Consider the following 25,819-nt stretch of genomic DNA (forward strand, 5'->3'; position numbering starts at 1 on the left):
CGAACGAGGAGAGTGCGATGAAACGGATCATGATTGCCGGCTGCTCGCTGCTGCTGGCCGGTTCGGCGGGGGCCCAGGACAGTGGGCCGCGGATCGATGACATCGTCTGGCCGGGGATCGACAGCTACTGCAGCTTCATGCGCGCCGACCACGAGTTCGTCTTCGACGATCCCGGAACCTGGCGCTGGGTGCTGTTTACCAATTACCCGGAAGCGGATGCTCCCGACCCGATCGAAACGCCGTTCATGCGGATCGACAACCAGCTCAAGCAATTGGTGCAAACCGGTGTCGAGAGAATCGATGGCGGTGTGGTCCGGATCTACAGCTCACACGACATGGAGCCCTATGTCGTCAAGCTGACACTGCTTGAAGGCGCCGAAGGCTATGAAAGCTCGGCGTTTTCGGGGACCATCACCGTATCGCGCAACGGCGTGTCGAGCGATGTTGCCTACAAGGGCGACTGCGGCGTCTGAGGCCGGGCGCGGATGGACCGAGCAGCAAGGCTCCGTCGTCAGACTTTGACAGAACCAGGCGCGCGGTGCATGTGTTGACACAATCTTGCCGGCCGATGTGATGCCGCGCCCCATGGAAAGTACAGCCTTGGATCCCATGCCCAATCACCGCCCGGCGCGGCACGATATCGACCGCGAGGCCATGCCGCCGGTGGCGATGGCGCTGGCGCTCAGCACCTTCATGTGCTTCGCGGTGCTCGACACCGGCGCCAAGTACCTGGTCACCGCCGGCTATGCGGCGATCTTCGTGGTCTGGTGCCGGTTTTTGAGCCACACGGTGATTTCGCTGGTCGCCTTCCAGGGATGGCGCCGGGCCGACATGTTCCGGATGAAGAACGCGCCGCTGCAGATCCTGCGGGGGCTTTTGTTGCCGGCGACGACGCTGTTCAACTTCCTGGCGCTGCGCGAATTGCAGCTGGCGCAGACCATCTCCATCTTTCTTTCCGTGCCGATGCTGGTGACGGCGATGGCCGGGCCGTTGCTCGGCGAATGGGCCGGCCCGCGCCGCTGGGCGGCGATCATGGTCGGCTTCGTCGGGGTGCTGATCGTGGTGCGGCCGGGCACCGAGGTGTTCTCGCTGTCGATCATCTGGTCGATCCTGTCGACGCTGACCTATTCGCTCTACTCGATCCTGACCCGGAACCTGGCGATGCAGGAAAGCCAGGCGAGCCTGGTGTTCTATTCCTCGATCTTCGCGACCGTGCTGATGGCGCCCCCGGCGCTCATTTACGGGCAGATGCCGACCTCGCCGTTCGACTGGGTGCTGCTTGCCAGCCTCGGGGTGCTGGGGCTCGGCGGGCATGCGCTGCTGGTCAAGGCCAGCCGGCTGGCGAGCGCCTCGAAGGTGGCGCCGTTCATCTACAGCCAGCTGTTGTGGATGACGGCGCTCGGGTTCTTCGTCTTCGGCGATGTGCCCGACGGCTGGACCATGCTTGGGGCGTCGATCATCTGCATGAGCGGCATCTACATCATGAACCGGGAGCGCCAGATCGCCCGCAAAGAGCGCAGAGCGGCGGCGGGCGGCCGACAACGAGGGTTTGCGCCGGAAGGCCCCGAGTGAAGCGCCGGGTCTTTGGCGGGCGCGGGCGGCGTGGTAAGTCTCTGGCGAGGCGGGCGGTGATTTGCCCGATGCGTCACTTTAGCGCTGGCTGAACACTGACGCCGCCCTGGACCGAACGGAGATGCGGGAATGATTGAATTCTATTGGCCGACGACGCAGGGCGAATGGCTGGCCTGGTCCGCGGCGCTGGTGACGATCCTGTTCGGCCTGTTGCTGTTGTTTGCGCCACGGCTGTCGCTCAGGATCCTGAGGCTGCAGACCCTGCCCGAGCATCCCGAAGCGGTGTCGGAAGCGCGCGCCACGATGGCGGGATTCTATCTCGGCGTGGGCATCTGCGCGATGCTGTTCGCCCAGCCGCTGATCTACCTGGCGCTCGGGGGAGGATGGGCATTTACGGCCTTCGGGCGAATCATCTCGATGATGTCGGACCGGGGCGTGACCCTCTACAATCTGATTTCGGTGGTGATCGAGATTCTGCTCGCGGCGGGGCCGCTGCTCTACGGGCTTGGATGGATCTGACCCGACCGGGTGTGATTCAGCACGCTTGCGGACATACAAGCCGGCGGTCTCATCCTAAAGCAGGTGCGTTATGCCGCACCCGGCGTGTTGCGACTCCCCGCGCTCTATGCTAGACGGACCGCGCATTTCGGGAAAAACAAGCTTTCGAGCCTGGGTTCTCCGAAATTTACCGTAACAAATTCAGAGGCTTGCCTTTCCGGCTTTCGGTCAAGTGCAGGCTCATGGATGGCAATGAGAGACAATCCCGCCCGTGGCAGATAACTCCCATCAAATTTCCGGTGTCGCCGAACGGTATGCTTCCTCGCTTTACGAGCTGGCGGCAGACGCCAAGTCGATTGACGCCGTGGCGAAGGATCTGAACCGTTTTCAGGCCATGATCGACGGCAGCGCTGACCTGCAGCGCCTCGTCAACAGCCCCGTTTTTTCCGCCGAGGACCAGTCGCGCTCGATCGTGGCGCTGATCACCAAGGCAGGCATTTCCGGCCTGGTCGGCAACTTCCTCAAGGTCGTTGCCCGCAACCGCCGGCTTTTCGCCGTGCCTGCGATCATCCAGTCCTACCATGAGACCGTTGCGCGCGAGCGTGGCGAAGTGACCGCCGACGTAAAGACGGCGCATGCGCTGTCGGCGGCTCAGGAAAAAGAACTCAAGGCCGCGCTGGCAAGCGTGACTGGGAAAACCGTGACGCTCAACGTCACAGTCGATGCATCGCTGCTGGGTGGTCTGATCGTCAAGATCGGCTCGCGTCAGGTCGACACATCGCTTCGCACTAAACTTTCCACCCTTAAGCATACACTGAAAGAGGTTGGCTGATGGATATCCGCGCCGCGGAAATTTCCGCAATTCTCAAGGATCAAATCAAGAATTTCGGCAAGGAAGCCGAAGTTTCCGAGGTTGGTCAGGTCCTGTCCGTCGGTGACGGTATCGCCCGCGTTTACGGCCTCGACAATGTCCAGGCCGGTGAAATGGTCGAATTCCCCGGTGGAATTCGCGGCATGGCGCTCAACCTTGAAGCCGACAATGTCGGCGTCGTGATCTTCGGTTCCGACCGGGACATCAAGGAAGGCGACATCGTCAAGCGGACCGGCGCCATCGTGGACGTGCCGGTTGGTCCGGAACTGCTGGGCCGCGTCGTCGATGCGCTCGGCAACCCGATCGACGGCAAGGGCCCGATCAAGGCCAAGCAACGCGCCCGCGTGGACGTCAAGGCTCCCGGCATCATGCCGCGCAAGTCGGTGCATGAGCCGATGTCGACCGGCCTCAAGGCCATCGACGCGCTGATCCCGGTCGGCCGCGGCCAGCGCGAGCTGGTCATCGGCGACCGCCAGACCGGCAAGACCGCGATCATTCTCGACACCTTCCTCAACCAGAAGCCAATCCACGAGAATGGCCCTGAAGCCGAAAAGCTGTTCTGCGTCTATGTCGCGGTCGGCCAGAAGCGTTCGACGGTTGCGCAGTTCGTCAAGATCCTCGAGGATCGCGGCGCGATGAAGTACTCGATCGTGATTGCCGCCACGGCATCCGATCCGGCTCCGATGCAGTTCCTGGCGCCGTTCGCCGGTTGCGCGATGGGCGAATATTTCCGCGACAGCGGCAAGCACGCCCTGATCGCCTATGACGATCTGTCCAAGCAGGCCGTTGCCTACCGCCAGATGTCGCTGCTGCTTCGCCGTCCTCCGGGACGTGAAGCCTATCCGGGCGACGTCTTCTACCTTCACTCGCGCCTGCTCGAGCGCGCCGCGAAGCTCAACGAAGACAATGGTTCGGGTTCCTTGACCGCTCTGCCGGTGATCGAAACCCAGGCCAACGACGTGTCGGCCTATATTCCGACCAACGTGATCTCGATCACCGACGGTCAGATCTTCCTCGAAACCGAACTGTTCTACCAGGGTATCCGCCCGGCCGTGAACGTCGGTCTGTCGGTGTCCCGCGTGGGATCGTCGGCCCAGATCAAGGCGATGAAGCAGGTTGCCGGCTCGATCAAGGGCGAACTCGCGCAGTATCGTGAAATGGCTGCGTTCGCGCAGTTCGGCTCCGACCTCGATGCGGCCACCCAGCGCCTTCTCAACCGCGGTGCGCGCCTGACCGAGCTGCTCAAGCAGCCGCAGTTCTCGCCGCTGAAGACGGAAGAGCAGGTTGCGGTGATCTTTGCCGGCGTGAATGGCTATCTCGACAAGATCGCCGTCCGTCAGGTCGGCAAGTTCGAACAGGGCCTGCTGGCTTACATGCGCAGCGAAGGCAAGGACGTGCTCGAAACCATCCGCAAGGAAAAGGCTATCAGCGACGACACCAAGTCGCAGCTGAAGTCGGCTATCGACACTTTCGCCAAAACCTTTGCCTAACGGCAACAGACCGAGGACGGATAACGGATGCCTTCACTCAAGGATCTGAAAAACCGGATCGCCTCCGTCAAGGCGACGCAGAAGATCACCAAGGCGATGCAGATGGTCGCCGCGGCGAAGCTTCGGCGTGCGCAGGAGGCGGCCGAGGCCGCGCGGCCCTATTCGCAGCGGATGGCTGCGGTGATGTCGAACATCGCCCAGGCTGTCGGCGGCGGTGACGATGCGCCGCAGCTGATGACCGGCACCGGCAAGGACGACACGCATCTGCTGGTGGTCTGCACCGCCGAACGCGGCATGTGTGGCGGCTTCAACAGCCAGATCGCGCGTTTTGCGCGCGATCATGTCCGGCGGCTCCTGGCTGACGGGAAGACCGTCAAGATCCTGTGCGTCGGCAAGAAGGGCTATGACATCCTGCGCCGGGAATACGCATCTCTGATTATCGAGCGTGTGGATTTCCGCGACGTCAAGCAGATGAGCTTTGCCCAGGCCGAAACGGTTGCGGACAAGGTCATGGGCCTGTTCGATCAGGGCGGCTTCGACGTTTGCACGCTGTTCTACTCGGAGTTCAAGTCGGTGATCAGCCAGGTTCCGACCGCGCAGCAGCTGATCCCCGCTTCGGCAGGACCGGCCGATGCGGACGCAAGCGCGTCGGCGATCTACGACTACGAGCCGAGTGCCGAGGAAATCCTCGAGGATTTGCTGCCGCGTTCGATCAAGGTGCAGATCTTCAGGGCGCTGCTTGAGAATGTTGCAGGTGAGATGGGCGCGAAAATGTCCGCAATGGACAACGCAACCCGCAATGCTGGCGAGATGATCGACAAGCTGTCGATGAGCTACAACCGTCAGCGGCAGGCGCAGATCACCAAGGAACTCATTGAAATCATTTCGGGCGCGGAAGCGCTCTAAGGTACACGGAAGAGGGTAAGATACATGGCTAAGGCAGCTACCCCGGCAACCAAGCCCGCAGCGGCGAAAAAACCCGCAGCGGCTAAGAAGCCAGCAGCAGCAGCGACGAAGGCGAGCGCAGTCAAGAGCGCACCAGCCAAGTCCGGTGCAATCGGCCGCGTGACGCAGGTCATCGGCGCGGTTGTCGACGTGGCGTTCGATGAAGGCGCGCTGCCGACCATCCTGAACGCGCTGGAAACCGACAACATGGGCAACCGCCTGGTGTTGGAAGTGGCGCAGCACCTGGGTGAAAACTCGGTTCGCACCATCGCCATGGACTCGACCGAAGGTCTGGTTCGCGGCCAGAAGGTCGTCGATACCGGCGACTCGATCTCGGTGCCGGTCGGCGAAGAAACGCTCGGCCGCATCCTGAACGTGATCGGCGAGCCGGTGGATGACGCCGGCCCGGTCAAGACCAAGGCCCGCCGCTCGATTCACCAGGACGCTCCGGCGTTCAGCGAACAGTCCACGGAAGCCGAAATCCTGGTCACCGGCATCAAGGTCGTCGACCTGCTGGCACCCTACGCCCGTGGCGGCAAGATCGGCCTGTTCGGCGGCGCCGGCGTTGGCAAGACGGTTCTCATCCAGGAACTGATCAACAACATCGCCAAGGCGCACGGAGGCTACTCGGTGTTCGCCGGCGTGGGCGAACGTACCCGCGAAGGCAACGACCTCTATCACGAGATGATCGAATCCGGCGTGAACAAGGAAGGCGGCGGCGAAGGCTCCAAGTGCGCCCTCGTGTTCGGCCAGATGAACGAGCCTCCGGGTGCGCGTGCCCGCGTTGCGCTGACCGGTCTGACAATTGCCGAGCAGTTCCGCGACGAAGGCCAGGACGTGCTGTTCTTCGTCGACAACATCTTCCGCTTTACCCAGGCAGGTTCGGAAATGTCGGCGCTTCTCGGCCGTATTCCGTCCGCTGTGGGTTACCAGCCGACGCTCTCCACCGACATGGGTGCGATGCAGGAGCGGATCACCACCACCAACAAGGGTTCGATCACCTCGGTGCAGGCCGTTTACGTGCCGGCCGACGACTTGACCGACCCGGCACCGGCCTCGACCTTTGCCCACCTTGACGCGACGACGGTGTTGAACCGTTCGATCGCCGAAAAGGGCATCTATCCGGCTGTTGACCCGCTCGACTCCAACTCGCGCATGCTCGATCCGCTGATCATCGGCGAAGAGCACTACGAAGTTGCCCGTGGCGTGCAGGAAATCCTGCAGCGTTACAAGTCGCTCCAGGACATCATCGCCATTCTCGGCATGGATGAGTTGTCGGAAGAGGACAAGGTCACCGTGGCCCGCGCCCGTAAGGTCGAACGCTTCCTGTCGCAGCCGTTCTTCGTGGCTGAAGTGTTCACCGGTTCGCCGGGCAAGCTGGTCGATCTCGCAGACACCATCAAGGGCTTCAAGGGCCTGGTGAACGGCGATTACGACCATCTTCCGGAGCCGGCCTTCTACATGGTCGGCACCATCGAAGAGGCCGTCGAAAAGGCTCAGCGCCTGGCCGCCGAAGTCGCCTAATTACGAAATTGCCCGCGCAGGTCGGCCCCGGCCTGCCTGCGCGGCGCATCCGAACAGCACTGCGATAAAGTGAACGTCATGGCTGACAGCTTCAATTTTGAACTCGTATCCCCGGAACGGCTGCTCTTGTCGGCAACCGTGTCCGAAGTCGTCATTCCCGGCACCGACGGCGAAATGACGGTGATGGCGCATCATGCTCCGACCATGACCACGATCAAGCCGGGCGTGGTGACCGTGGTCGCCGCTGACGGAAAAAGCGATCGCTTCGTGGTGTTTGGCGGCTTTGTCGACATTCTGCCCGAAGGCTGCACCCTGCTCGCCGAATCCGCCGTTGCCGTGGCCGATATCGACCGCAACGACCTGGCCAAGCGGCTGCAGGATGCTCGTGAAGACGTGGCTGATGCAACCAACGACGCCGCCAAGCAGAAGGCGCAGGAATATCTCGATCACCTGACCACGATGGAAGCAGCCCTCTAGGCTGACACGCACCAGGTGACGATTGTATCAGGCGGCCCCAGGGCCGCCTTTTTCATTTGTCTTGCTTGAAAAAGTCTTGATCTCGCCTGCCCAGGGTCAGGCGCCGGTGGCTTCCAGGGCGCGTTTCACCGCGGCCTTGGTATGGAGCCTGGTAGTGTCGTAGATGGGGATTGCGTCGCGGTCGGGGGTCACGATCGCCGTGAGCTCGGAACAGCCCAGCACCAACGCCTCGGCGCCCTGATCATGCAGCTTGCGAATCACTTCGGCGATGAAGTCGCGGGCGCTTGAGCGCAGTACGCCGCGGCTCAGTTCGTCATTGATGATCCGGTCGATTTCGAGGCGATCCTCCGGACCCGGCGTGATCACCCGGGCACCGGACTTGCCGAGCAGGCGTTCCGTATAGAACCCGCCCTCCATGGTCGAGCTTGTTCCCAGTAGCGCCACGATCCGGTAACTGGCCTTCCGGATCTCGTCGCTGGTCGGGTCGCAAATATGCAGAAGGTCAATTCCGCACACCTGTTCGATCTGCCGGGCAAACCGATGCATTGCATTGCTGGCGATGATGATGAAATCGGCGCCGCCGGACTTGAGACTGTGCCCGGCTTCGCAAAGAAGCGACGCCACGTGATCCAGCTCACCGTTGCCGAGGGCCTGCCGGACAGCGCCATTGTTGACCGAATGCAGCAGAACGCGCGCGGCTTGACCTTCGCCCAGCTCCCTTTGGGTGAACTCGTTCAGCATCCGGTAGTAGCTGGATGTGGCTTCCCAACCGAGGCCGCCCAACATCCCGATCAGTTTCATGACCCGGTGCCGGCAAGATGCGCGAAGGCTGCGACAACCTGGTCATAGGCCTTGCGCTTGAACGGGACGATCAGACCGGGCAGATCCTGCATCGGCTTCCATTCCCAGGCGTCGAACTCGGCCACATGGTTGCCGGGCGGCGGGTTGATGCTGATCTCGCTCTCGTCGCCGGTAAAGCGCATGGCAAACCAGCGCTGCCGTTGTCCGCGGTACTTGCCCTTCAGGCCAATCCCGATCATGTGTTCGGGGAGGTCGTAGTCGATCCAGTCCGGCGCCTCGGCGACGAGTTCCACCGAGCGCATCCCGGTTTCCTCGTAGAGTTCGCGCAGGGCCGCCTGATAGGGGATCTCATCGGCATCGATCCCGCCCTGGGGCATCTGCCAGAGTTGCGGCGAGCCGTCATATTCGGTGTTGCCTTCGGCGATGCGGTGACCGGCCCAGACGAGTCCGTCGCTGTTGAGTACCATGATGCCGACACAGAGGCGATAGGGCAGGCTGTCTGCGTTCCTGGTGCGGGGGTCCTTGCCGGTCATGCTGTCCTGCCTATTTCTCCGGGTCGTCGGCAACTGCCGAGGCGGAAACGATTTCTATTCCACGGGCCTTGGCTTCCTCGGCCCAGGTTGCGATCGCATCGACGCTGACTTCGAAGGCCGAGGCGACACCGACGGCGATGCCGTTGCGCCTGGCTATGCGTTCCAGATCATCAAGCTTTGCGAGAATGTAGCCGCGCTCCTGGGTGGCGTCGAGCACCATGTCGGATGCGGCGAAAGGCATGCCCAGCGTCTTGGCGAACTGTCCCGTTAGCGAGCGTGCCGAGGTGCCGTCATCGAGGAACATGATGCCGCGTCCGGCAAGGTCGCGCATGACCGGCTCAAGCGCATCGGGATCGGCGAGAAAGCGGCCGCCCATGAAATTGGTGATGCCGGTGTAATTGGTGATGCGGGCCATGGCGGTGTGCAGGTCCGCCAGATTGGCCTGAGCGCCGGCGTTCACGGTCAGGGTGCCTGCGCCGGGATCGTTGGCCGGATAATCGAAGGGTTCGAACGGAACCTGGAGCAGGATCTCGTGGCCCTGGCGGCGGGCTTCCTGCATCCAGCGCTGCAGGCTGTTGCCGTTGGAGGCGAAAGCCAGCGTGACCTCTTCGGGAAGCGTCCTGATGGCATATTGCGTGCCGGTCTGGCTCAGGCCGAGGCCGCCAACGACGATCACCACACGGGCGCCGCGGGCTCCGGACCAGGGCCGCGCATAAATGTCGAAGGCGCGCTCGCCATCGGGCCCGCGCACCGGCAGCGGACCTGTTTCCGTGTCCTCCACCACTGCAGGATCGGGCAGGTGGGCGAGGTGCGGGTTCTGGCCGACCCGGCCGGGCGGGGTGAGAAGGACCGGCCGGTTGTCAGGGCGCGTGACCGGGGTGATCTTGTTGATTTCCTCCCCGTTCTCGCCGAGCGTCGTCGACACTTCGGCGCCGGACTGGCCGTGCAGGGTGCTAAGGGCGCCGTCTGCTTCCGGAGCCTGCGCAGCATCGGAGTCCGAACCGGGGGCCTGCTGCGGGTCCGCCGAGGCATCGGGTGCGGCTGCGGCGGTTTCCGCTTCAGGCCTCTCCAGCATCACCACCGTGTCGCCGGTTTTTATCCGGCTTCCCGAAAGCGACATCCAGGCCGCGGCGCCAATGATCGCGCAGACCGCGGCCGAGGTGAGCAGCAGGGTTGACCAGGCACGCTTCGACCGCCCTCCCGGATGTTTTCCCGGCTTCCGGTCCTGTCCCAGCGGTTGATGGATCTTGTCGCCCACGATCGTCTGTCCGAATCCCGATGAGGGCCGATTGAATCAGTCCGCCGCCCCGCATGCAAGCCGGAGAAACCGGGTGCAGGCGAGGCGCCGGAAAAAGGCTGGATCAGTTCTTGATCGAGGCCTGGTCCGGGTTGGGCGGGAAGGCCGGGTCGGTCTTGATGCCGCGCAGCAGATCCAGCGCATAGTTGAGCTGGACGTCGTCCTTCGGATCCGGCGGAACATAGGCAATCGAGCCGGAACCTTCCTCGGATTCGTTCTCGCCCTGGATATGGCCGCGCAGGGCGCTTTCACCCGACGGCTTCACCCGGCCGCGCAGCTCTTCCGGCACCGGCTCCTCGACCCGGATATCGGGCTTGATGCCGGTTCCCTGGATCGACGTGCCCGAGGGCGTGTAATAGAGCGCCGTGGTCAGCCGGAGCGCGGTTTTCGCATCCAGCGGGATGATGGTCTGGACGGACCCCTTGCCGAACGACGTGGTGCCCAGAACGGTGGCGCGACGGTGATCCTGAAGCGCGCCGGCAACGATTTCGGACGCTGAAGCCGAGCCGCCGTTGATCAGTACGATCACCGGCTTGCCGCCGGAAAGGTCGCCCGGACGGGAGTTGAAGCGGCGGGTTTCCTCGGGATTGCGGCCGCGGGTGGAGACAATCTCGCCGCGATCGAGGAAGGCGTCGGATACGCTGATCGCCTGATCGAGCAGACCGCCGGGATTGAGCCTCAGATCGAGCACGAAGCCCTTGAGCTTGTCCTTGCCGACCTCGTCGGTGATCTTCTCGATCGCATCGGAGAGATCGTCATAGGTCTTCTCGGTGAACGAGATCACCCGGAGATAACCGACGTCCTCCTCGACCCGGTAGCGGACCGCCTTGACGGCGATGATATCGCGGACGACCTTGATCTTGATCGGCTGGTCAGCGCCCTCGCGCAGCACGGTCAGTTCAATTGCTGTGTTGACCGGGCCGCGCATCTTGTCGACCGCTTCGCCCAGCGACAGGCCGCGGACCGGCTCGCCGTCGATTTCCGAAATGAAGTCGCCGGCAAGAACGCCTGCGCGCGCGGCGGGCGTCTCGTCGATCGGGGTGATGACCTTGACCAGTTCGTCTTCCATCGTGACTTCGATGCCGAGCCCGCCGAATTCACCGCGGGTCTGGGTGCGCATGTCATCGGCGGCTTCCTGGTTGAGGTAGCTCGAATGCGGATCCAGCGAGGTGAGCATGCCGTTGATGGCGGTCTCGATCAGCTTGTCCTCTTCCGGCGGCGTCACGTACTGGGCGCGGACGCGCTCGAAGACGTTGCCGAAGATCGCCAGCTGCCGATAGGTCTCGCTTCCCGCCGCGTTGGCGGAACCGCCATAGGAGTTGATTGCGCTTACGGCCGTTGCGCCCATCAATGCACCAACCGTCAGAAGTGTCACCTTACGTATCATTGCTTGCCTTTCTCGAAGACATATCGTCTTTCCACCACGATCGCGGGTCGACCGGTTGACCGTCTTTTCTGATCTCAATGTAGAGCGTCGGACGCTCCGATGCCAGCGACAAAGCCGCCGAACCTGCAAATCTCGTCTGTCCCATCGTCGCCAGGGGCTCGCCGGCAACCACGAACCTGCCGGCCGAGACCTTGATCTTCTCCATTCCGGCCAACACCACGTGATGGTTTTCGCCGGTATCGATAATAACCACCTGGCCATAGCTTCGGAACGGGCCCGCATAGGAGATCCATCCGTCGGCCGGCGCGTGGACGGTCGCGCCCTTTTCCGTAGCCAGGACTTCGCCCGCCAGAGTGTGCCCGGTGCCGTCGTCCGCGCCGAAATAGCGCACCATCTCGCCTGATGCGGGCATGGACAGCGTACCCGTGAGCTTCGAAAAAGCATATGCCGGCATAATGCGGTTTTTGTCGGGCACGGCCACGGCGGCGAAGGCCCGCGCCCGCTCCAGCCGCTCTGCCAGTTGGCGCTGGCGCTCCTCCTCGGCCTTGCGCGCGGCCTCGGCTGCTTGCTTGAGAGTGGCAATCTCGTCCGCCAGCGCGGCAATGACGGATTCGAGTTCGCCGGAGCGGACAGTGAGCGCCTCGGCCCGCTGGCGTTCGCGATCGAGGCGCCGCCGGCTTTCCTCCTGCAATGCCGCTTTCTCGGAAGCCAGATTGGCAAGGCGCTGCTCCTCGGCGGCGTTTTCCTCTAGGGCTGCGGCAAGCGACACTCGCTCCGAGGCAATGGCCTGGCGAAGGGCGGCAAGTTCTTTCAGATCGGCGGCGAGGGCTTGTGTTTCGGCGCGGATTTCGGGAACCACGGCGCCGAGCAGAATGGCGCTTCTGACCGAGGACAGTGCGTCTTCCGGGCTGACCAGAAGGGCCGGCGGCGGATCGCGACCAATCCGCTGCAGCGCGGCGAGCACTTCCGCCAGGACCGAGCGGCGCGAGATCAGGGACAGCCGCACCGCCTCCTGGCGCTCCGAAAGACCGGTCATGGCCTGTTCGCCAGCGGTGATCCGCTGGTCGAGTTCGGCCCGCCGGGCGGCGGTTTCGGCAATCTTGCGGTCAAGCTCCTGCTGGTCGGCGCGGAGGGCGTCGATATCCGCTTCCAGGGCTGAAAGCGCCTTGGCCGCAAGGGCGGCCTCGTCGGCGACCGACTGCAGTTCCAGCCGGCTGGCTTCCTGTTCCTGCTCGAGATCGGTGGCGACGCCAACGGAATCGGGGTCGGTGGCATCCGTCGCACGGGCGGGCGCCGGGCCGACTGCCAGCATCAGGACCAAGGCAAGCAGGCCGGGCCCCAAAGATAGAGGCAGCGCCCTAATCACGCGCGCGCGAGGAATGGCGGCAGTCATTGCTGCGCCAGACTCTGTCTGCACGGATCGGGGGCTCCACATGGTTTCACCCTAGCGAATTTCGCGTTAACGCTCCATGAACCATATTGTCCCGGCGCATCAAATCTTCGCGAGCCGCGCTGGCCCCGGGCGGAACGGCGAAGCGACCGGCGCAGACCGTCATCGGGGCCGGTCAGGCGCGGTGATAGGGATGCCCGGAGAGAATCGTGACGGCTCGGTAGAGCTGTTCGGCGGCCATGATGCGCACCAGCTGATGCGGCCATGTCATCCGACCGAAGCAGATCACCGCGTCGGCCTTGGCGTGCAGCTCGGGATCGAGGCCGTCCGCACCGCCGATGGCGATGACCAGGTCACGGCGGCCGTCGTCGCGCAACCGCGCGAGCATGTCGGCGAACCCGGGCGAATCAGGTGTCTTGCCGCGTTCATCGAGAAGGATCAGGGCGGCGCCGTCGGGCATGGCGCGGGCAAGCGTTGCTGCTTCCTCGCGCTTGCGCTGCTCGGCGGTCGGGGCGCGGCTTTCAGCCACCTCGATGGTCCGGGCGAAATCGAGCCCGATTGCGCCGCCGGATTTGGCGAAGCGATCCAGATAGCGGCTCGAAAGCTCGCTTTCGGGACCTGACTTGAGCCGTCCGACGGCAAAGAGAGTGATGCGCATGGTGCCCTGCGTTTGTCGTGCCGGGATCAGCGCAACGAACCTTCTCGCCGCGCTGCCACGCATGGCCGGGCGGCTTCAAACCTGATCCTGAAAACCAGCCAGGCTGACGACCGGAAGGCCTGTCAGCCGGCGCCGGTCAGTGCAGCTTTCCGTCTTCGATCTCGGGGGTCTGCCACATCTTCTCGATGTTGTAGAATTCCCTGATTTCGGGGCGGAAAACATGAATGATGACATCGCCAGCGTCGATGAGCACCCAGTCGCCGGCCGCCAGACCCTCGACCCGCGGATTGCCGAAGCCGGCGTCCTTGAGTTCGCTGATCAGGCGATCGCAGATGGATGCGACATGGCGGCTCGACCGGCCCGAGGCCACGACCATATGGTCGCCCAGCGCCGATTTTCCTGCAATGTCGATGGCTACGATGTCTTCTGCCTTGGAGTCCGCCAAGCTGTCGCGGACCAGTTCAAGCTGACGCAGAGCGGCGCGTTCGCCGCTTCCCGTGGCTTTCGAGAAATCGCCTTCGGCGCTTCCCTTCGCGTGTTCTGTTCTCAGGGTGGTTCCTTTCCTTTTCCTGAACAGTCCAACAACCGTTGCGATCATCGACGCGACCGCAACGCACCATGAAGATAGTCATGGACGGCAGGGTTTTTCAAGATGCAGCGGTTTTATTCGTGGAGCGCTCGCTGCGGATGGCGCTGGAAGAGAGCGACGAGCGGGGGCCATGGATGAAGGTCCAGGCGGGCGCCTTGAGATAGGGCAGGATCGCCGCATGGTCTTCGTCGATCCGGGCCCGGCTGAAGGTCTTGGCCATTTTCGAGGACAGGTAGGCCAGCGTCGAACCCGGCCGGTCGATCACCGCGATCGGGAAGGTGCAGGCGATGCCGCGCCAGTTTTGCCACTTGTGGAAGTGCCTGAGATTGTCTGCCCCCATGATCCAGACGAAGTTGATGCCGGGATTGCGGGCCTTGACGAAGGCCAGCGTCTGGGCGGTGTAATGCAGGTTGTGGGCGGCCTCGAAGGCAGTAACCTTGACCCGCGGACCCGGCGCCATCCGCCGGCTCAGCGCCACGCGTTCGTCGAGGCTTGCCAGATCGGCGTGGTTTTTCAGCGGGTTTCCCGGCGTCACCATCCACCACAGCTGATCGAGCCCGAGACGGCGCAGCGCGATTTCGGCCACCAGCTCGTGGCCCTGGTGCGGCGGATTGAAGGAGCCGCCGAACAGGCCGACGCTCATACCCGGTTCGACATGCGGCATCTTCAGGTAGGATGGGGAGCTGGCGGAGCGTCCGTTCAAGGCCGGATCTGGCCCGTGCCGCGCACGCGGTACTTGAACGAGGTCAGTTGCTCGACGCCGACGGGCCCGCGCGCATGCATCTTGCCGGTGGCAATGCCGATTTCCGCGCCCATGCCGAACTCGCCGCCATCGGCGAACTGGGTCGAGGCATTGTGCAAGAGGATGGCCGAATCCACTTCGGTGAAGAAGCGCTCGACGACTGCCGGATCCTCGGCAATGACGGCCTCGGTGTGGCTGGACGACCACTTGGCAATATGGTCGATGGCGCCTTCGATGCCGTCAACAAACCGCGCGGCGATGATCGCATCGAGATATTCGGTGCGCCAGTCGTCCTCGGTTGCCGGTGTGGCGGCGGGCATCAGGTTCATCACTGCATTGTCGCCGTGAACCTCGCAGCCTGCGGCGGCGAGATCGGCGAGGATGTCGGCGGCGAGCGCGCGATCCATGGCGCTGTCGAGCAGCAGGGTTTCGGCGGCGCCGCAGATGCCGGTGCGGCGCATCTTGGCGTTGACCACGATGGCGCGGGCCATGGCCGGGTCGGCGGACTTGTCGACATAGATGTGGCACAGGCCCTCGAGATGGGCGAAGACCGGCACCCGGGCGTCGGCCTGGACCCGGGCGACGAGACTCTTGCCGCCACGCGGCACGATGACATCGACCGTGCCGTTCAGTCCGGTCAGAAGCTCGCCGACGGCGGCGCGGTCGCTGACCGGGATCATCTGGATGGCGTCAGCCGGAAGCCCGGCTTTCTCGAGCCCCTCGACGAGGCAGGCGTGAATGGCGCGGGAGGAATGGAACGAGTCCGATCCGCCGCGCAGGATGACGGCATTGCCGGCCTTCAGGCACAGGGCGCCGGCGTCGGCGGTGACGTTGGGGCGGCTTTCATAGATCACGCCGATAACGCCGAGCGGGGTGCGGACGCGCTCGATCTTCAGCCCGTTGGGCCGGTCCCAAGCGGCAATCACGTCGCCGACGGGGTCGGGCAGGGCGGCGATGGCGCGGATGCCGTCGATGATTGCATCGATGCGGCTGTCATCGAGTTTCAGCCGGTCGACAAAGGAGGCCGCCATGTCGCTTGCAAGCGCCGCTTCGACATCGAGCGCATTGGCGTCGAGAATTTCCTTGCGGTGCGCCGAGATGGCCTCGGCCATGGCCTCGAGCGCGGCATTCTTCTGCTCCGTCCGGGCAATCGAAAGCGGTCGCGCGGCAGCCCTGGCACGGCGGCCGATGTCGGCCATCAGTGCAGCGATGTCAGCTTGGCTTGCGGTCTTGTCGAGCATGGCGCTCCTCCCGGCGTGCAATCAGGCAGGTTTCTTACGCAATCGGGGTGGCGGCGTAAAGACGGGACAGAATCCGGGCCCGATCAGCCGATCACCATGTCGTCGCGGTGGATCATGGCGGCGCGGCCGGAATAGCCGAGGATGGCCTCGATCTCGGCTGATTTGCGGCCGGCGATGCGGCGCGCCTCGTCGGCGTCATAGGCACTCAGACCACGGGCGATCTCGCGCCCGAACGCATCGCAGACCGCGACCGGATCGCCACGGTGGAAGTCGCCGGCAACCTCTTTCACGCCCGCCGGCAGCAGGCTCTTGCCGGAGCGGAGGGCTTTCTCCGCGCCTGCGTCGATGGTGAGTCTACCCGCAGGCTCAAGCTGGCCGGCGATCCAGATCTTGCGCGCCGACTGCGGCGTTCCGGACGGCCGGAACCAGCTCGACCGGGCGCCCCTGTCGATGGCCGAGAGCGGGTGATCGGTCTTGCCCGAGGCAATGATCATGGCGCAGCCGGCGCCGGTGGCGATCTTGCCGGCGTCGATCTTGGTCTTCATGCCGCCGCGCGAGAGCTCGGAGCCTGCGTCACCCGCCATGGCCTCGATCTCGGGGGTGATCGCGTCGATGATCTCGAGAAAGCGGGCGTCGGGATCGAGATGCGGCGGGGCGGTGTAGAGCCCGTCGATGTCGGACATCAGCACCAAGAGGTCTGCGCCGGCCATGGTGGCAACGCGGGCGGCGAGCCGGTCATTGTCGCCATAGCGGATTTCGCTGGTGGCCACCGTGTCGTTCTCGTTGATGATCGGCACCGCGCCATGGCGCATCAGCTCGGCCATGGTCGCCCGGGCATTGAGATAGCGCCGCCGCTCCTCGGTGTCGCCCAGCGTGAGCAGGATCTGTCCGGCAACAATGCCGTGGGTGGAGAGGCTGGAGGACCAGGCGCGGGCGAGCGCGATCTGGCCGACGGCTGCTGCTGCCTGGCTTTCTTCGAGCTTGAGCGGCCCGCCGGGCAGGCCAAGCACGGTGCGACCCATGGCGATGGCGCCGGAAGAGACCACCAGAACCTCGGCTCCGGCTTGCTTCAGCTCGGCGATATCGGCGCAGAGCGATTCGAGCCAGGCGGCCTTCAGGCCGCTGGCGCGGTCGACCAGCAGTGCCGAGCCGATCTTGATGACAATGCGCTTGTGCGCGGCAACGGGTTTGCGATTGCCTGCCATGTTCAGTCTTTCGTATCGCCCTTGCCGCCGGTCTTGCCGGCTTCCGCCGCGTCGTCTTCCGCCTTGGCGCCGACGATGACATCGCGCAAGGCGCGCAGGGCGCCGGTCATGCCTTCACCGGTAATGGCGGAGATTTCGTAGGGCGCCCGGCCGGCGGCCTTCTTCAGCGCCCGGACCTTCTTGGCCCGCTCCTTGGCGTCGACGACGTCGACCTGGCTCAGCGCCACGACCTCGTGCTTGTCGGCGATGCCATGGCCATAGGCCTCGAGTTCGTGGCGGACGGTCTTGTAGGCCTTGGCGACGTCTTCCTCGAGCGCGGAAACGAGATGCAGCAGCACCCGGGTGCGCTCGACATGACCCAGGAACCGGTCACCGATGCCGACGCCCTCGTGGGCGCCCTCGATCAGGCCGGGAATGTCGGCGAGCACGAATTCGCGGCCGTCGATGGTGGCGACGCCGAGATTGGGGTGCAGCGTGGTGAAGGGGTAATTGGCGATCTTCGGCCGCGCCCGGGTGACGGAGGCGAGGAAGGTCGACTTGCCGGCATTGGGCAGACCGATCAGGCCGGCGTCGGCGATCAGCTTGAGTCTCAGCCAGATGGTCTTCTCCTGGCCTTCGAGACCCGGATTGGCGTGGCGCGGTGCCTGGTTGGTGGCGGACTTGAAATGGGCGTTGCCGAAGCCGCCATTACCGCCGACGGCGAGGCGGTAGCGCTGGCCGACCTCGGTCAGGTCGCAGATCAGGGTCTCGTTGTCTTCCTCGAAAATCTGCGTTCCCGCGGGCACTTTCAGGGTGACGCTGTCGCCACCGGCGCCGGTGCGGTTGCGGCCCATGCCGTGGCCGCCGGTCTTGGCCTTGAAGTGCTGCTGGAAGCGGTAGTCGATCAGCGTGTTGAGCCCGTCGACGGCTTCCACCCAGACATCGCCGCCGCGGCCGCCATCGCCGCCATCGGGTCCGCCGAACTCGATGTATTTCTCGCGCCGGAACGAGACGCTGCCGGCGCCACCGTCGCCGGAGCGGATATAGACCTTGGTTTCGTCGAGGAATTTCATCTGGCTGTACCGATCGGACTTTGAACGCGAGGCAGCCGGAGCGGCGTATGCCTCCGGCTTTGCGGGCATCGATAAACGCCCTAAGGCGCAAGGTCAAAGCCTATTGCGGCGGGTGGTAAAGGCTCAGGCCCCGATTCGTCAGGGTTTGATGGCCCTGGCGGTCTCGAGCGTGGATGCGAAATTGACCCGGACCCGGGCAATCGGCAACCCGAACTTGGTCACCAGCGCGGTGTTGCGAAGCGTGCCGTCGTCCCCGAGTTCGAGCTTGTCGTGAAAGCGGACAATGTTGGGCTTGCCGCCGGGATTGAGATCGACCCGGTAGGTGAATCGGGCGGTGTTGCCCGACAGCCGGACGGTGGTTTCGCCCAGCACGTCTTCGCGGGTGCCCGAATAGGTGTTCGGCCCGGTGCGGGTGAAGATCCATGTCTTGGTGTCGCGCTCGCCGTCGTCGTAGCGGAAATCCTCGCGCAGCGTCAGCACCTTGCCGCGCACATGGCCGGTGAGATCAACGCGGAAGCTGCGGTGAAGCCCGGTGATGGCGCCGAAGGAACCGTAGGCATAGGTCTTGCCCTTGAAGAAATCCTCCAGCCGCAGCTCGGCTGAGTGCGCGGGCGAGGCGGCGAGGGCGGCGAAGAGCAGCAGGGCCAGGGGGCGCAGAAGGGTCATGGATCGCATCCTTTCGGGGGTCATGATCCTTCTACGCCGTTGTGGGCGGGCCGGATTACCGGGCGTTCGGCCGGTTTTCGTTCGACCAGCTGATCAGCGAGACCCAGGTCTTGCGGTCGAGCCGGAACCATTCGACCGCTGCGCTGGCGTTGATGGCCAGAACATTGATCATGCCGGTTCCCTGGAACTGGAAGCCGCTCTTCTGCAGCACCCGGCGGGAAGCCGGGTTGATCACCCGGCAGCGGGCGTCGATGTGCTCGATGTCGCGGGTGCGGAAGGCCATGTCGACCAGGGCATGCACGGCCTGGGTGGCGATGCCGCGGCCCCAGAACGGCTCTCCGACCCAGTAGCCCAGTTCGAGCGCCTTGCCGTCGCCGACGGTTTCCAGCGAACAGCAGCCGAGCAGCTTGCCGGTTTCGGATTCGGTGATGGCATAGACGCAATTGCCATTCCCGCGTTTGGCGGAGGCTCGCACAAAGGTTTCGGCGTCCGCGCGGGCATAAGGATGCGGGATGCGCGATACCATGGTGGCGATGGCCGGATTGTCGGCGAGAATGGCAATGGCGTCGATGTCCTCGGCGTGGGGCGCGCGAAGGACCAGGTGTTCGGTCAGGAGAACGGGGCAGTCGTAGCTCGACGCCGTCCGTTCGAAACTCTCTGCGTCGCTTGCGCTTATACAGTCGCTGAGGCTGTCTCTGGGTGCCCGTGCGCTGTCGCTCGGGCTCAAACTGGGATCTTCTCTCATGGTCGTTCTCCGGTTTTGGACAAAAAGAAAGGGGAGATGGCGTCCCATCTCCCCTTTTTCGTCCGGTGTTCCGGAGGTGCCTGCAAGGGCCGGGTCGATGAGACGCCGGCTTGCAAAATGCGATCCGGCTTATTCCGCTGCTTCCGCTTTCGGCATCACGGACACGTAGGTTCGGCCGTTGGCGGTTTTACGGAAGTCGACATTACCCGGCTGCACGGCAAAAATGGTGTGATCCTTGCCAATGCCGACGCCGGTGCCCGGATGCCACTTGGTTCCGCGCTGACGAATGATGATGTTGCCTGCAATCACAGCTTCGCCGCCGAACTTCTTCACGCCGAGGCGCTTGGAGTTCGAATCGCGACCGTTACGCGTGGAACCGCCAGCTTTTTTGTGTGCCATGGGTCTGCTCCTGTTCCGCCCTCAAGGGCGATTGTCTGTTTGCGGCTTTTGGCCGCCAGGGCCCGAACGGGCGGTTGATTACTTCGCGAGAGCCTTGGCCTGCTCGCGCCAGTCCGAAATCTGTTCGGCGCTGAACGGCATGGCTTCGTCGATGCGGGTGATGTCGGCGTCGCTGAGAGCGGCAACCTGGGCGAAGGTGGTGATGCCCTGCTCGTTGAGCTGGCCTGCTGCGACCGGGCCGATGCCCTTGATCTTGGTCAGGTTGTCAGGCTCGCCTGCCGGTGCGGTGAACAGCGGCGCAGCGGTTGCCGCAGCCTCGGTCTTCGCCGGAGCGGCTTCCTTCTTGGCGGCAGCCTTCTTCGACGGCTTGGCGCCACCGGTCAGGATGTCGGTGATCTTGACGACAGTCTGGTGCTGGCGGTGACCGCGGATGCGCTTGGAGTTCTGGCGGCGGCGCTTCTTGAAGGCGATGACCTTGCGGGCGCGGCCCTGCTCGACGACTTCGGCAACGACCATGGCGCCTTCAACGAAGGGAGCGCCAACGGTTGCGCCGGCGCCTTCGCCGACCATGAGAATTTCGGTGAACTCGACGGAATCGCCGGCGGCGCCCTCGAGCTTTTCAATCGTCAGAACGTCATTGGCGGCGACGCGGTACTGCTTGCCACCGGTTTTAATGACTGCGAACATCTTTTGTCCTTTCGTGTTCGTCCGGCTCTCGCCTTGCGGCGGGCCGTCTTTTTGCCAGTCGGAACGGATCGGCCGGGTCCATTGGGGACGCTGCCGGGTGAAGCCTGTCCGAGTTCCGCTGTTGCGGACGGCTCAGACAAAGGCCAACGGCGCAGGAAGCCCCACGCCGCATTCGGGTCGCGAGATACGTGAGACGGGGGCATGAGTCAAGCCAAATTGCCGGTCCGGTCCCGGTTTGGGGCGTGAGAGGCAAACTTACCCCTTGTGCAAGTCGCGCTGCGAGGTTATGGAAGCGCCCGCGCACTGATACTGCGCCGACCAAAGACGCGGAGAGGTGGCTGAGTGGTCGAAAGTACCGCACTCGAAATGCGGCGTGGGGGCAACTCCACCGTGGGTTCGAATCCCACCCTCTCCGCCATTTTCTGACTTCCCGCTGTCGCCCTTCGGGCCTCGCACAAGCTCGGACGGCCCTTGGCCTTGCGCACCCTGCTGGTTCGAAGTGTCCCGCTGCTCGCGGCCTTTTGTTTCTCGTGACATATCCGTCTGTGAACTGACCGGACCTAGCGTTACCGGCCGCCAGGTCTCGCCGGGCTATCGGCCGACAATCCTTGCGGTCTTCCGGTGGACTTCACTATTACATAAAGAATCTGCTATGTGTTGGCCTTTCAAGGGAGGATTACATGATCAGATATTTCACCATCGTTGCTATTGCGCTGCTGGCGTTCACAGGAATCGGGAAGGCCGAGGATCTGAAGGTCGGGATCACGTCGGAAATGCCGAGCGTGACCGTGGAGACCGCCGACGGCCCGGTGGAAATCCGCCGGATCCAGGACCAGGAGCACGAGATCACCGGTGAGTATGCCAGGACGTCGCGGGCCTGTCCGCCGTTCTGCATCCAGCCGATCTCGCCGGCGGAAGGGGTGACGACGATCGGAGAAGTTGAACTGATCGGCATGCTCAAGGACCCCGACGCGATTGTCGTCGACAGCCGCACGGTCGACTGGTTCCGTGGCGGGTCGATCCCCGGTGCGATCAACCTGCCCTACACGGAGACGGGTGACCGGCTGAGCCAACTCGGCTGCGAGCCGGATTTCGACGGCTGGGACTGCGAAAACGCGAAAAAGGTGGCGCTGTTCTGCAACGGGCTGTGGTGCGGCCAGTCCCCGACCGCGATCCGGGCGATGATTGCCGCGGGCTATCCGGCGGACCGGATCTTCTACTACCGCGGCGGCATGCAGAGCTGGAGGGTTCTGGGCCTGACCGTCACCGGCGAGGGCAAGTAGGACAGCGATCCTCACAGCGGTGAGGGCTATTCTCGCCTGAAGATGACGGACAGGTTGTTGGCGGGCATCTCGACGGTCGCGGTCAGGACCAGGCCGGCTTGCTCAGCCGCGTCTTCGACGTCCTCCAGCAGCCTTATGCCCCAGGCGGGATTGCGGGCGCGCAGGCTCGCGTCGAATGCCTCATTGCTGAGGGCAAATGGCTGCCCCTGGCGGCGGTAGGGGCCGTAGAGGAACAGCGCGCCTCCGGCCGGAAGAAGCCTGCCTGCCCCCTTCAGCAAACCCAGCGTGGCCTGCCAGGGGCTGATGTGCACCATGTTGATGGAGATGATCGCATCTGCGTGGTCGATTGGCCAGGTCTCGCCCGCAGCGTCCAGATCGAGCGGCGGCAGCACGTTGGCGACACCTTCCGCCTCCCTCCACTCAAGGATGGAGGCGCGCGCCTCCGGCGACGGATCGGACGGCTGCCAGCTGAGCGCCGGGAACAGGGTGGCAAAATGGGTGATGTGTTCGCCCGAGCCGCTGGCGATCTCTAGCACGGTACCAGATTCGGGCAGGACGGTGCGCAAGACATCGGCGATCGGGCCGCGATTGCGCAAGGCGGAGGGGCTGGAAAGCCTCTGGTCTCGAGATGACATCGTTGATCCTCACGGACAGCACAGATGTCGGTTCTTCCCACGAAAGGCGTTGCCATGCCAGCCCGCTGTTAAATCCGCTGCGCGGCCGGCGCGGTAGGAATATCGGCCGGGGATCTTGCGTGCCCCCGGCCGAAAATGACGTGACGTGCTTATCCGAGCACCTGCCGGACCGCCTCGGCGGTGGCCGAGACAATCGTGTCGGCTTCCTGGCGGGTCAGGCACAGCGGCGGGGCGAAGCCGAGGATATCGCCCTGCGGCATGGCCCGGGCAATGACGCCGCGTTCGAGAAGGGCTGCGGCGACCGACGGGCCGACCTTCTTCGAAGCATCGAAGAAGGTCCGGTTGTCGCGGTCCTCGACGAATTCGACGGCGCAGAGCATGCCTTCGCCGCGGATGTCGCCGACATTGGGGTGACTGCCGAGCGCGTCGCGCATTCCGGCGTTGAGATAGGCGCCGGTTTCACCGGCGTTCTTGACCAGGCCGAGATCGTCGATCAGCTTGAGGTTGGCGACGCCGGCGGCGGCACCGATCGGATGCGCCGAATAGGTCCAGCCATGGCCGATGGCGCCGAATTCGTCGGTGCCCTGTTCCAGCACTTTCCAGACGTTCTTCGAGATGATCGACCCCGACAGCGGCGCATAGGCCGAGGTCAGGCCCTTGGCGATGGTGATGATGTCGGGCTCGATGCCGTAATGGGTGGAGCCCATCATGGTGCCGAGCCGTCCGAAGCCGGTCACCACCTCGTCGGCGACGAGCAGGATGTCATGCTTCTTCAGCACCGCCTGGATCGCGGCCCAGTAGCCCGCCGGCGGCGGCACGATGCCCCCCGTTCCCAGAACCGGCTCGCCAATGAAGGCGGCGATGGTGTCGGCGCCCTCTCGCTCGATCAGCGCTTCGAGCTCGCTCGCGCAATGGGCGACGAAATCGGCTTCCGACATCGAGCGGTCCTGGCGGCGGAAATAATAGGGCGCCTCGGTGTGCAGCACCTGGCTCAGAGGCAGGTCGAACTTCTTGTGAAACAGCTCAAGCCCGGTCAGCGAACCGGTCATCAGGCCGGAGCCGTGATAGCCGCGCCAGCGCGAGATGATCTTCTTCTTCTCCGGGCGGCCGAGAATGTTGTTGTAGTACCAGATCAGCTTGACATTGGTTTCGTTGGCGTCGGAGCCGGAAAGGCCGAAATAGACCCGGCTCATGTTCTTCGGCGCCCGGTCGATGACCATCTTGGCCAGCGTCACCGAGGCTTCGGTGCCGTGGCCGACATAGGAATGGTAATAGGCCAGTTCCTTCGCCTGGGCGGCGATCGCCTCGGCAACCTCCTGGCGGCCGTAGCCGATGTTGACGCAATAGAGGCCGGCAAAGCCGTCAAGCAGTCGGTTGCCTTCACGGTCGGTGACGTGGACGCCTTCGCCGCCGGTGACGATGCGGTTCTTCAGTTCGCCGCGGGCGAACTGGGCGAGGTGGGTGGAGGGATGGAAAAAGTGATCGTGATCCCATTGGTCAAGCTGGTCGTTGCGCAACATTGTCATTTCCTTCTCTGAATCTGTGTCATGCCCAGTCGCGGCAGACATATTTGACGTCGGTGAATGCTTCCATGCCGAGGCGCGAGCCCTCGCGGCCCAGCCCGGATTGCTTCATGCCGCCGAAGGGGATCGGCGCGCCGGTCACCTTGGTCCGGTTGACGGCAACCATGCCGAATTGCAGCGTCCGGCTGGCGCGGTAGATGCGGCGGGGGTCCTGGGTGTGCAGGTAGGCCACGAGGCCGTATTCGGTGTCGTTGGCCCTTTGCAGAACCTCCTCCTCGGTGTCGAACGGCGCAATGGCTGCGACCGGGCCGAAGGTTTCCTCGTGCATGATCAGGGCGTCGGCCGGCACATCGGCCAGCACGGTCGGCTGGTAGAACAGGCGGCCCGCATCATGCCGGGCACCGCCGGTGAGCAGCCGCGCGCCCTTGCCGAGCGCGTCGGCGACATGCTGCTCCTGCTTGGCCACGGCGGCTTCGTTCATCAGCGGACCGATATCGGGATCGTCCATGCCAGCGCCGACGGTCAGCCTTGACGTGGCTTCGGCGAAGCGGCTGCAGAATGCCTCATAGACTGGGCGCTCGACGAAGAAGCGGTTGGCGCCGAGACAATCCTGGCCGGAGGTGGCGAATTTCGCCTTGATCGCCTCCTCGACGGCCTGGTCGAGATCCGCGTCGGCGAACAGGATGAAAGGGGCGTGGCCGCCCAGCTCGAGGACCAGGCGTTTGATCGTTTCGGCACTCTGCCGATAGAGGAGTTTGCCGATTTCGGTGGAGCCGGTGAAGGACACCGCGCGGACGCGCCGGTCCTGCATCCAGGGTTCGACAACCACCGGCGCATCGCCGGTGACGACGTTGAACGTGCCCGCCGGAAAGCCGGCACGTTCGGAAAGCTCGGCCAGCGCCAGTGCCGAGAAAGGCGTCTGAGCCGACGGATGCGCGACGACGGTGCAGCCTGCGGCAAGGGCGGCGGCTGCCTTGCGGGTCAGCATCGCGGAGGGGAAGTTCCAAGGCGTGATCAGGGCGGCGACACCGACAGGCTCGCGCCAGACCTCGACCTCGGCATCGGGCAGGTGGGACGTCACGCTCTCGATGTTGGGGCGCTTGGTCTCTTCTGCGAAGAACTCGACGAAGGAGGCGCCGTAGTCGATTTCGCCGCGCGCCTCGGAGATCGGCTTGCCCTGTTCGAGCGCCATGAGAAGCGCGAGATCCTGCTTGTGGGCGAGTATCAACTCGTACCAGCGGCGCAGAGTGGCCGCGCGTTGCTGCGGCAACATCGAGGACCATGGTCCGAATGCCTGCTGGGCGGCGTCGACGGCCCGGGCGCTGTCGCTTGCCGACAGGCTCGCGACATCGCCGAGATGGCTGCCGTCGGCGGGGTTGGAAACGGCAAACATCTGCGCGGACGCGCCGGCGGTCCAGCGTCCACCGACATAGGAGAAGCCGCGAAACAGGGCCGGATCGGAAAGCTCGAACTGCGTCGTTCTGAACTTTGACGGAACAATGGACACTGTGCTGCTCCCAGGTTGGTTGGACTGATCTGATCGTAACCAACGATGGCCAGAGGAATTGCCTGATGCATCCGGACCTGCCAGAGGCTTCATCCATTTTTT

27 protein-coding genes and 1 tRNA gene are annotated in these 25,819 nt (G+C 64.1%); 10 read left to right on the forward strand and 18 right to left on the reverse strand.

Annotated features, from left to right (window positions below; genetic code table 11):
* Nucleotides 1–17 precede the first annotated feature (17 nt).
* The 8 genes from O4H62_RS12585 (at nucleotide 18) to O4H62_RS12620 (ending at nucleotide 7,377) form a co-directional block, all read left to right on the forward strand.
* Nucleotides 18–473 (forward strand): hypothetical protein, encoded by a 456-nt coding sequence (locus tag O4H62_RS12585; protein ID WP_269388259.1) that lies wholly within the window; start codon nucleotides 18–20, stop codon nucleotides 471–473.
* 136 nt (nucleotides 474–609) lie between these two features.
* Complete coding sequence (locus tag O4H62_RS12590) at nucleotides 610–1,572, forward strand: DMT family transporter (RefSeq protein WP_269388600.1); 963 nt, start codon at nucleotides 610–612, stop codon at nucleotides 1,570–1,572.
* 129 nt (nucleotides 1,573–1,701) lie between these two features.
* Nucleotides 1,702–2,091, forward strand: a complete 390-nt coding sequence (locus O4H62_RS12595) for a DUF4345 family protein (RefSeq protein WP_430538427.1) — start codon at nucleotides 1,702–1,704, stop codon at nucleotides 2,089–2,091.
* A 250-nt stretch (nucleotides 2,092–2,341) separates the two neighbouring features.
* Nucleotides 2,342–2,902 (forward strand): F0F1 ATP synthase subunit delta, encoded by a 561-nt coding sequence (locus O4H62_RS12600; protein ID WP_331284461.1) that lies wholly within the window; start codon nucleotides 2,342–2,344, stop codon nucleotides 2,900–2,902.
* A complete protein-coding gene (gene atpA, locus O4H62_RS12605; protein WP_269388261.1) occupies nucleotides 2,902–4,431 on the forward strand; it encodes a F0F1 ATP synthase subunit alpha in 1,530 nt (509 codons plus the stop codon). The genes O4H62_RS12600 and atpA overlap by 1 nt, the downstream gene beginning before the upstream one ends.
* A 27-nt stretch (nucleotides 4,432–4,458) precedes the next feature.
* Nucleotides 4,459–5,337 carry a F0F1 ATP synthase subunit gamma gene (locus O4H62_RS12610; protein ID WP_269388264.1) on the forward strand — a complete coding sequence of 293 codons (879 nt, stop codon included), beginning with the start codon at nucleotides 4,459–4,461 and terminating at the stop codon, nucleotides 5,335–5,337.
* Between the two features lie 24 nt (nucleotides 5,338–5,361).
* On the forward strand, nucleotides 5,362–6,900 hold the full coding sequence (gene atpD, locus O4H62_RS12615) for a F0F1 ATP synthase subunit beta (RefSeq protein WP_269388266.1): 1,539 nt from the start codon (nucleotides 5,362–5,364) through the stop codon (nucleotides 6,898–6,900).
* A 78-nt stretch (nucleotides 6,901–6,978) separates the two neighbouring features.
* Nucleotides 6,979–7,377: a F0F1 ATP synthase subunit epsilon gene (locus O4H62_RS12620; protein ID WP_269388268.1), complete on the forward strand. Its 399-nt coding sequence runs from the start codon at nucleotides 6,979–6,981 to the stop codon at nucleotides 7,375–7,377.
* Between the two features lie 96 nt (nucleotides 7,378–7,473).
* On the opposite strand, the gene O4H62_RS12625 is transcribed toward O4H62_RS12620, so the two are convergent.
* The 15 genes from O4H62_RS12625 to O4H62_RS12695 form a co-directional block, all read right to left on the reverse strand.
* The gene (locus O4H62_RS12625; protein ID WP_269388269.1) at nucleotides 7,474–8,178 is read right to left on the reverse strand and encodes an aspartate/glutamate racemase family protein; all 705 of its coding nucleotides are present in this window, start codon (nucleotides 8,176–8,178) and stop codon (nucleotides 7,474–7,476) included.
* Nucleotides 8,175–8,711, reverse strand: coding sequence for an RNA pyrophosphohydrolase (locus O4H62_RS12630; RefSeq protein ID WP_269388270.1), 537 nt, complete (start codon nucleotides 8,709–8,711; stop codon nucleotides 8,175–8,177). The genes O4H62_RS12625 and O4H62_RS12630 overlap by 4 nt, the downstream gene beginning before the upstream one ends.
* A gap of 10 nt (nucleotides 8,712–8,721) precedes the next feature.
* Entirely contained in the window at nucleotides 8,722–9,969 is a 1,248-nt protein-coding gene (locus tag O4H62_RS12635) for a divergent polysaccharide deacetylase family protein (RefSeq protein ID WP_269388272.1), read from the reverse strand.
* Between the two features lie 103 nt (nucleotides 9,970–10,072).
* Complete coding sequence (locus O4H62_RS12640; RefSeq protein ID WP_269388273.1) at nucleotides 10,073–11,395, reverse strand: S41 family peptidase; 1,323 nt, start codon at nucleotides 11,393–11,395, stop codon at nucleotides 10,073–10,075.
* A complete protein-coding gene (locus O4H62_RS12645) occupies nucleotides 11,385–12,707 on the reverse strand; it encodes a murein hydrolase activator EnvC family protein (RefSeq protein WP_269388605.1) in 1,323 nt (440 codons plus the stop codon). Before O4H62_RS12645 ends, O4H62_RS12640 begins: the two co-directional genes overlap by 11 nt.
* A 253-nt stretch (nucleotides 12,708–12,960) precedes the next feature.
* Nucleotides 12,961–13,443, reverse strand: coding sequence for a 23S rRNA (pseudouridine(1915)-N(3))-methyltransferase RlmH (gene rlmH, locus O4H62_RS12650; RefSeq protein WP_269388274.1), 483 nt, complete (start codon nucleotides 13,441–13,443; stop codon nucleotides 12,961–12,963).
* A 136-nt stretch (nucleotides 13,444–13,579) separates the two neighbouring features.
* Nucleotides 13,580–14,041, reverse strand: coding sequence for a ribosome silencing factor (gene rsfS / locus O4H62_RS12655; protein WP_269388275.1), 462 nt, complete (start codon nucleotides 14,039–14,041; stop codon nucleotides 13,580–13,582).
* Nucleotides 14,042–14,090: 49 nt separating this feature from the next.
* Entirely contained in the window at nucleotides 14,091–14,696 is a 606-nt protein-coding gene (locus O4H62_RS12660) for a nicotinate-nucleotide adenylyltransferase (RefSeq protein WP_269388607.1), read from the reverse strand.
* Between the two features lie 35 nt (nucleotides 14,697–14,731).
* Nucleotides 14,732–16,015, reverse strand: a complete 1,284-nt coding sequence (locus O4H62_RS12665) for a glutamate-5-semialdehyde dehydrogenase (RefSeq protein WP_269388276.1) — start codon at nucleotides 16,013–16,015, stop codon at nucleotides 14,732–14,734.
* 83 nt (nucleotides 16,016–16,098) lie between these two features.
* Nucleotides 16,099–17,220, reverse strand: coding sequence for a glutamate 5-kinase (proB, locus tag O4H62_RS12670; RefSeq protein ID WP_269388277.1), 1,122 nt, complete (start codon nucleotides 17,218–17,220; stop codon nucleotides 16,099–16,101).
* A 2-nt stretch (nucleotides 17,221–17,222) separates the two neighbouring features.
* Entirely contained in the window at nucleotides 17,223–18,272 is a 1,050-nt protein-coding gene (gene obgE / locus O4H62_RS12675) for a GTPase ObgE (RefSeq protein ID WP_269388278.1), read from the reverse strand.
* 138 nt (nucleotides 18,273–18,410) lie between these two features.
* Nucleotides 18,411–18,938 (reverse strand): DUF3833 family protein, encoded by a 528-nt coding sequence (locus O4H62_RS12680; protein WP_269388279.1) that lies wholly within the window; start codon nucleotides 18,936–18,938, stop codon nucleotides 18,411–18,413.
* 55 nt (nucleotides 18,939–18,993) lie between these two features.
* Nucleotides 18,994–19,683, reverse strand: a complete 690-nt coding sequence (locus tag O4H62_RS12685; protein ID WP_269388281.1) for a GNAT family N-acetyltransferase — start codon at nucleotides 19,681–19,683, stop codon at nucleotides 18,994–18,996.
* A gap of 129 nt (nucleotides 19,684–19,812) precedes the next feature.
* Nucleotides 19,813–20,082, reverse strand: coding sequence for a 50S ribosomal protein L27 (gene rpmA / locus O4H62_RS12690; protein WP_269388283.1), 270 nt, complete (start codon nucleotides 20,080–20,082; stop codon nucleotides 19,813–19,815).
* Nucleotides 20,083–20,160: 78 nt separating this feature from the next.
* On the reverse strand, nucleotides 20,161–20,769 hold the full coding sequence (locus tag O4H62_RS12695) for a 50S ribosomal protein L21 (protein ID WP_269388284.1): 609 nt from the start codon (nucleotides 20,767–20,769) through the stop codon (nucleotides 20,161–20,163).
* Nucleotides 20,770–21,097: 328 nt separating this feature from the next.
* Here O4H62_RS12695 and O4H62_RS12700 point away from each other — a divergent pair.
* Nucleotides 21,098–21,187 (forward strand) — tRNA-Ser (locus O4H62_RS12700).
* Between the two features lie 262 nt (nucleotides 21,188–21,449).
* Nucleotides 21,450–22,052, forward strand: a complete 603-nt coding sequence (locus tag O4H62_RS12705) for a rhodanese-like domain-containing protein (protein WP_269388286.1) — start codon at nucleotides 21,450–21,452, stop codon at nucleotides 22,050–22,052.
* A 26-nt stretch (nucleotides 22,053–22,078) separates the two neighbouring features.
* Here O4H62_RS12705 and O4H62_RS12710 read toward each other — a convergent pair whose 3' ends face one another.
* The 3 genes from O4H62_RS12710 to O4H62_RS12720 all read right to left on the reverse strand — a co-directional run bounded on the left by O4H62_RS12710 (nucleotide 22,079) and on the right by O4H62_RS12720 (nucleotide 25,717).
* Nucleotides 22,079–22,687, reverse strand: a complete 609-nt coding sequence (locus O4H62_RS12710; RefSeq protein ID WP_269388288.1) for a DUF938 domain-containing protein — start codon at nucleotides 22,685–22,687, stop codon at nucleotides 22,079–22,081.
* 149 nt (nucleotides 22,688–22,836) lie between these two features.
* Nucleotides 22,837–24,207, reverse strand: a complete 1,371-nt coding sequence (locus O4H62_RS12715) for an aspartate aminotransferase family protein (RefSeq protein WP_269388290.1) — start codon at nucleotides 24,205–24,207, stop codon at nucleotides 22,837–22,839.
* Between the two features lie 25 nt (nucleotides 24,208–24,232).
* Nucleotides 24,233–25,717: an NAD-dependent succinate-semialdehyde dehydrogenase gene (locus O4H62_RS12720; protein WP_269388292.1), complete on the reverse strand. Its 1,485-nt coding sequence runs from the start codon at nucleotides 25,715–25,717 to the stop codon at nucleotides 24,233–24,235.
* Nucleotides 25,718–25,819 lie beyond the last annotated feature (102 nt).

The sequence above is a fragment of the Parahoeflea alexandrii genome (assembly GCF_027214025.1).
GTDB classification, from domain to species: Bacteria; Pseudomonadota; Alphaproteobacteria; order Rhizobiales; family Rhizobiaceae; genus Hoeflea; species Hoeflea alexandrii_A.

Bases quoted from the DNA above. Each gene is read 5' to 3' on its own strand.
- O4H62_RS12585 (WP_269388259.1), top strand. From the start codon at position 18: ATGAAACGGATCATGATTGCCGGCTGCTCGCTGCTGCTGGCCGGTTCG.
- O4H62_RS12590 (WP_269388600.1), top strand. From the start codon at position 610: ATGCCCAATCACCGCCCGGCGCGGCACGATATCGACCGCGAGGCCATG.
- O4H62_RS12595 (WP_430538427.1), top strand. From the start codon at position 1,702: ATGATTGAATTCTATTGGCCGACGACGCAGGGCGAATGGCTGGCCTGG.
- atpA (WP_269388261.1), top strand. From the start codon at position 2,902: ATGGATATCCGCGCCGCGGAAATTTCCGCAATTCTCAAGGATCAAATC.
- O4H62_RS12610 (WP_269388264.1), top strand. From the start codon at position 4,459: ATGCCTTCACTCAAGGATCTGAAAAACCGGATCGCCTCCGTCAAGGCG.
- atpD (WP_269388266.1), top strand. From the start codon at position 5,362: ATGGCTAAGGCAGCTACCCCGGCAACCAAGCCCGCAGCGGCGAAAAAA.
- O4H62_RS12620 (WP_269388268.1), top strand. From the start codon at position 6,979: ATGGCTGACAGCTTCAATTTTGAACTCGTATCCCCGGAACGGCTGCTC.
- O4H62_RS12625 (WP_269388269.1), bottom strand. From the start codon at position 8,178: ATGAAACTGATCGGGATGTTGGGCGGCCTCGGTTGGGAAGCCACATCC.
- O4H62_RS12630 (WP_269388270.1), bottom strand. From the start codon at position 8,711: ATGACCGGCAAGGACCCCCGCACCAGGAACGCAGACAGCCTGCCCTAT.
- O4H62_RS12640 (WP_269388273.1), bottom strand. From the start codon at position 11,395: ATGATACGTAAGGTGACACTTCTGACGGTTGGTGCATTGATGGGCGCA.
- O4H62_RS12645 (WP_269388605.1), bottom strand. From the start codon at position 12,707: ATGCTGGCAGTCGGCCCGGCGCCCGCCCGTGCGACGGATGCCACCGAC.
- rlmH (WP_269388274.1), bottom strand. From the start codon at position 13,443: ATGCGCATCACTCTCTTTGCCGTCGGACGGCTCAAGTCAGGTCCCGAA.
- rsfS (WP_269388275.1), bottom strand. From the start codon at position 14,041: ATGATCGCAACGGTTGTTGGACTGTTCAGGAAAAGGAAAGGAACCACC.
- O4H62_RS12660 (WP_269388607.1), bottom strand. From the start codon at position 14,696: ATGCCGCATGTCGAACCGGGTATGAGCGTCGGCCTGTTCGGCGGCTCC.
- O4H62_RS12665 (WP_269388276.1), bottom strand. From the start codon at position 16,015: ATGCTCGACAAGACCGCAAGCCAAGCTGACATCGCTGCACTGATGGCC.
- proB (WP_269388277.1), bottom strand. From the start codon at position 17,220: ATGGCAGGCAATCGCAAACCCGTTGCCGCGCACAAGCGCATTGTCATC.
- obgE (WP_269388278.1), bottom strand. From the start codon at position 18,272: ATGAAATTCCTCGACGAAACCAAGGTCTATATCCGCTCCGGCGACGGT.
- O4H62_RS12680 (WP_269388279.1), bottom strand. From the start codon at position 18,938: ATGACCCTTCTGCGCCCCCTGGCCCTGCTGCTCTTCGCCGCCCTCGCC.
- O4H62_RS12685 (WP_269388281.1), bottom strand. From the start codon at position 19,683: ATGAGAGAAGATCCCAGTTTGAGCCCGAGCGACAGCGCACGGGCACCC.
- rpmA (WP_269388283.1), bottom strand. From the start codon at position 20,082: ATGGCACACAAAAAAGCTGGCGGTTCCACGCGTAACGGTCGCGATTCG.
- O4H62_RS12695 (WP_269388284.1), bottom strand. From the start codon at position 20,769: ATGTTCGCAGTCATTAAAACCGGTGGCAAGCAGTACCGCGTCGCCGCC.
- O4H62_RS12705 (WP_269388286.1), top strand. From the start codon at position 21,450: ATGATCAGATATTTCACCATCGTTGCTATTGCGCTGCTGGCGTTCACA.
- O4H62_RS12710 (WP_269388288.1), bottom strand. From the start codon at position 22,687: ATGTCATCTCGAGACCAGAGGCTTTCCAGCCCCTCCGCCTTGCGCAAT.
- O4H62_RS12715 (WP_269388290.1), bottom strand. From the start codon at position 24,207: ATGTTGCGCAACGACCAGCTTGACCAATGGGATCACGATCACTTTTTC.